The following is a 3,535-nucleotide window of genomic DNA, read 5'->3' on the forward strand; positions in this document are numbered from 1 at the left end:
TGTTAATACTGCTTAAAAAGTATAAATAAATTTATACTACTGGGAAAATGATTTAGTGATCGCTTGTTTTTTACTGGATCTGACGAAACCGCATAGCTCCCATCGGATCATTCAACTGACTAATGATTATAATCATGAAATTTTTAATGGCGACTTCGGAATTATCAAGGCCATTGATCTTGAAGAGATGGAAGTTACTGTACAGTATCGTAAGCATACTGTCGTTAGAACCAGAGCAGACTTAAATCAAATTGCCCTCGCCTGGTCCCTCACCATTCATCAAAGCCAGGTTTCAGAATATCCGGTAGTAATTCTGCCAATTTATACGCAGCCTTATATGATGTTGTCTCGTAAACAGTTGTACACAGCATTAACTTGTGCCAACCAGTTAGCGATTGTCGTTGGTTCCAAGAAAGCGATATCCAAGGCTTTGCGTTCTAGTGACGGCCAACTGCGATATACGCGATTACAGCAGCGGTTGGAAAGCGCTTTTTTGCACCCGAAGATTGCAATTTAGAAATGTTCAACTTAACAATTTCACCTGGCTTGCGGTTGTTGCTCTCAATCAAGAGTGAGAAATCTGGTAGCTAGCTGTGCTTTCGCCCACAATTCCACTCGGTTTGTACCTTTTCCTGCTGCCTCGTAATCGACGGCGGGGCATTTCATTACTGGTAAGTGCCTTGGCAATTCTTGAGAAACTACTTCTCTACCTCCCGTTTGCGGTTCTAGAAAAAAAAGTGTCTTAAACACAAAGCAATCAAACCACTCTCAAAAAATAAACTAAAAATGACTCTATAGTTTTATGGCGTGATAGCGCTTAAAAAGCAGTACACTGCGGCGTAAATAAACTTTGGAGGACGCTTTTTGACCTCTTATATCATTTATTAACTATAAAGTCATTTTTAGTTTATTTTTTTCACCTAATTTTAGGCTTTTCAAAATAAATACCCTGCTGAACAATTGCATAACAGTATTGTGTTTGTCACGCTCCTCAGTATTAGAGGTGTACTATACGCAAAAATCGAGAAATTTTCAGTCGCTTGAGGGTGAGTTGAAACGCCCATTTTAAAGGACAATAAAAATCAGACACTATAAAACCAGACGAAACTACGTTTGTGTCTGATTTTTAAGGGAGTAATAAAAATGACCCTCTCTCTTGTCCATATAACAGCGCATAGAAAGGCTCTTGCTTCCTTGCCAGTAGCGCAGGCGGAGGCGAAGTTGATTGGGCTGTGGTTGGAGGGAAAAGCAGAGTCATCTATCATCTCGTACCGACGCTACATTAGGCGATTTCTGGAATTTTTGGACAAACCTCTCAAAAAAGTGACTTATGAAGACTTGGTAGAATACGCCAGTTGTTTTGGGGGCAATGCTCTTAGTACAAAGCGGATATATATTGCCGCAGCTAAAAGCTTAATTAGTTTCGCTCATAAAATTGGATATCTCCCTTTTAATGTGGGTATGGCGCTAAAACTCGGTGAACTGCCGGATGTAATCAACGAACGCTATTTAGACGAAGCTGATATTAAATTGTTGGTAAGAGCAGCTTCTAAGCATTTAACTGATGCTAAAACTCCTAAGCGCCAGTACACAGCCCTACGTAATTTGTTAATTATCAAACTCTTGTATCAGGCAGGGTTACGGGCAAGTGAAATCTGTGAGCTGACTTGGGGAGATTTGACACCCCGTGGTGAGAGTGGTCAAGTTTACGTGCGAAAAGCCAAGGGCAGCAAAAATCGGACAATTCTCATCAAGCCAAAGCTTTGGGCGGAATTAATGGAGTTCAAAGGTCAAGCTTTACCAAAAGACGCAGTTTTCCGAAGTCAAAAAGGGGGACATCTCGACCGTCAAAACTTGCACCCGATTGTTAAAGCGATCTCCCTTGAGGCCGGATTAAGCGAACTGGTTTCGGCTCACTGGTTACGTCATGCCCACGGTTCTCACGCGATTGAGCGCGGGACTAATCCAGTGCTGGTGAAAGAAACTTTGGGTCATGCCAATTTAGCCATCACCGATCGCTATCTCAAAGCTAGACCTAATGACAGTAGCGCTTTAAACTTGATGGATCTTTGACATTTTGCATAACTTGTGATGTGGGCAGCACAAACTGGAACCAGTGGCATCAATTGCTACCGGGAACGAAACAAAAAACAGCTTTCAAATGCCAAAGAACCTATCCCACTAATAAAATTCTATTAATCCAAATGTGAATTGTAGCCAGAGAAAGAAAAGCGTTAAAGCAGGCAGAAATCCGCTCCCATCGAACAACAAGCCTGCGATATTTTCTTTGAAACCAGGCGAAACAACGCTCTTGTTGAAAACGTGGAACTGAGATTTTAATTGGTCTGCCCCGATTCTTCTTACTCTTCCAAACACGCTTGGGTAATTGTGGCCTGATACCGCGTTTACGCAAAGCAGCACGTTTATCTTTGGAATCGTAACCTTTATCCGCCGCCAACACCTTTACTCGTTTACGAGGTCTACCGGGTTTGTTCGTGTTAACTTTGACACTATCTAACAGTGGTATAACTTGATCTCTTTCGCTACCGTTAGCGGGAGTTGTGCGATTAGCTAACGGCATACCATTACCATCAGTTAGCGTATGTATCAAAATCCCTTTGCCTTTATGGCCATACTTAACACCCTCACCGCCACCTTTTCCAGGGGGAAAAAGACCTGTCAACGGCACCGTAATTCCAGTTAATTAAACCCTTCTCTTGAGCAATTCCTAGTGTACGTGCTTGTAAACTTTCTAACGTTCCGTCTGTTTCCCAACGCATCAACCATCTGTGGGCTGCACTTTTTGATGCCCATATTTCTCCCTTGGGAACATCACACCAACGACATCCTGTTATCAATACATACAGTAAGGTGTTAACTACATGACGAAACGGTGCATGGGGCATTCCCCGCCCTTTCTTTTCTGACTCCTTGGGGAATATATCTTCAAACAACTTCCATTCCAGGTCGTTTAATCCTTCAAATCGCCCAGCCATACTCTAATACAATTTACCTTCATCAACAGCAGATTATCATATTGCTGGTATTAGTGGGATAGGTTCAAAGGGATTTTTCTCTAGCCAGCCCCCTCCATAGGCAACACTTCTTCCAAGAGCCATTCATAAAATTCAGGAACAAGAGATTCCACAAGTCGCAGTTCATTTGCCGCGATCGCCTCAAGTTCCAGCACCGTCTCCCAGCGCAAATCACTCTGCCATCGCTTGAGAATGCCTTTAATTGCATCCACTCCACGAGAAATACCAGAGCGAAGTATTTCTACGCAGTGGAGTAGGGTAGTGCGATCGGTCGGAGGCGACTCAAATTCGGTAGTATCCTCCCCTTGGCAATGGGAGTTCCCTATAGCATTAGGGGGGGGTGTGGATACGGCCTGCTGATTGGGGTTTACACTACTATACGCAGCAGGGGTTTGAGCAGCATAATAGGTTCGATTTTCTTTTTGATTACGCTTCGTTTCACGATGAGCAATTACTTGGAGAGCAAATTCCAATTGCTCTTTATCTAAAGAGAAAAGTTT

The 3,535-nt window shown here is 42.9% G+C and carries 5 protein-coding genes and 1 pseudogene; 2 read left to right on the plus strand and 4 right to left on the minus strand.

Going from position 1 to position 3,535, the window contains the following annotated elements; translation table 11 throughout:
- Positions 1-187 precede the first annotated feature (187 nt).
- Complete coding sequence (locus tag H6G86_RS37930) at positions 188-517, plus strand: ATP-binding domain-containing protein (RefSeq protein WP_369009480.1); 330 nt, start codon at positions 188-190, stop codon at positions 515-517.
- Between the two features lie 44 nt (positions 518-561).
- Here the strand turns inward: H6G86_RS37930 and H6G86_RS37935 are convergent, their stop codons facing one another.
- Entirely contained in the window at positions 562-750 is a 189-nt protein-coding gene (locus tag H6G86_RS37935; protein ID WP_190938699.1) for a hypothetical protein, read from the minus strand.
- 393 nt (positions 751-1,143) lie between these two features.
- On the opposite strand from H6G86_RS37935, the gene H6G86_RS37940 reads away from it, so the two are divergent.
- Positions 1,144-2,073, plus strand: a complete 930-nt coding sequence (locus H6G86_RS37940; protein ID WP_190938700.1) for a tyrosine-type recombinase/integrase — start codon at positions 1,144-1,146, stop codon at positions 2,071-2,073.
- Between the two features lie 100 nt (positions 2,074-2,173).
- Here H6G86_RS37940 and H6G86_RS37945 read toward each other — a convergent pair whose 3' ends face one another.
- The 3 genes and pseudogenes from H6G86_RS37945 to H6G86_RS37955 form a co-directional block, all read right to left on the minus strand.
- Positions 2,174-2,689, minus strand: a complete 516-nt coding sequence (locus H6G86_RS37945) for a transposase (RefSeq protein ID WP_313931634.1) — start codon at positions 2,687-2,689, stop codon at positions 2,174-2,176.
- Positions 2,646-2,996 (minus strand): transposase, encoded by a 351-nt coding sequence (locus H6G86_RS37950; RefSeq protein ID WP_190938702.1) that lies wholly within the window; start codon positions 2,994-2,996, stop codon positions 2,646-2,648. Before H6G86_RS37950 ends, H6G86_RS37945 begins: the two co-directional genes overlap by 44 nt.
- Positions 2,997-3,076: 80 nt before the next feature.
- Positions 3,077-3,535 (minus strand): annotated as a pseudogene (locus H6G86_RS37955) (bifunctional DNA primase/helicase); the annotation flags it as partial.

The organism is Nostoc sp. FACHB-133 (genome assembly GCF_014698055.1).
Classification (GTDB): Bacteria; Cyanobacteriota; Cyanobacteriia; order Cyanobacteriales; family Nostocaceae; genus Nostoc.

Coding starts and splice junctions, on each gene's coding strand:
- H6G86_RS37930 (WP_369009480.1), top strand. CDS start 188: ATGGAAGTTACTGTACAGTATCGTAAGCATACTGTCGTTAGAACCAGA.
- H6G86_RS37940 (WP_190938700.1), top strand. CDS start 1,144: ATGACCCTCTCTCTTGTCCATATAACAGCGCATAGAAAGGCTCTTGCT.
- H6G86_RS37950 (WP_190938702.1), bottom strand. CDS start 2,996: ATGGCTGGGCGATTTGAAGGATTAAACGACCTGGAATGGAAGTTGTTT.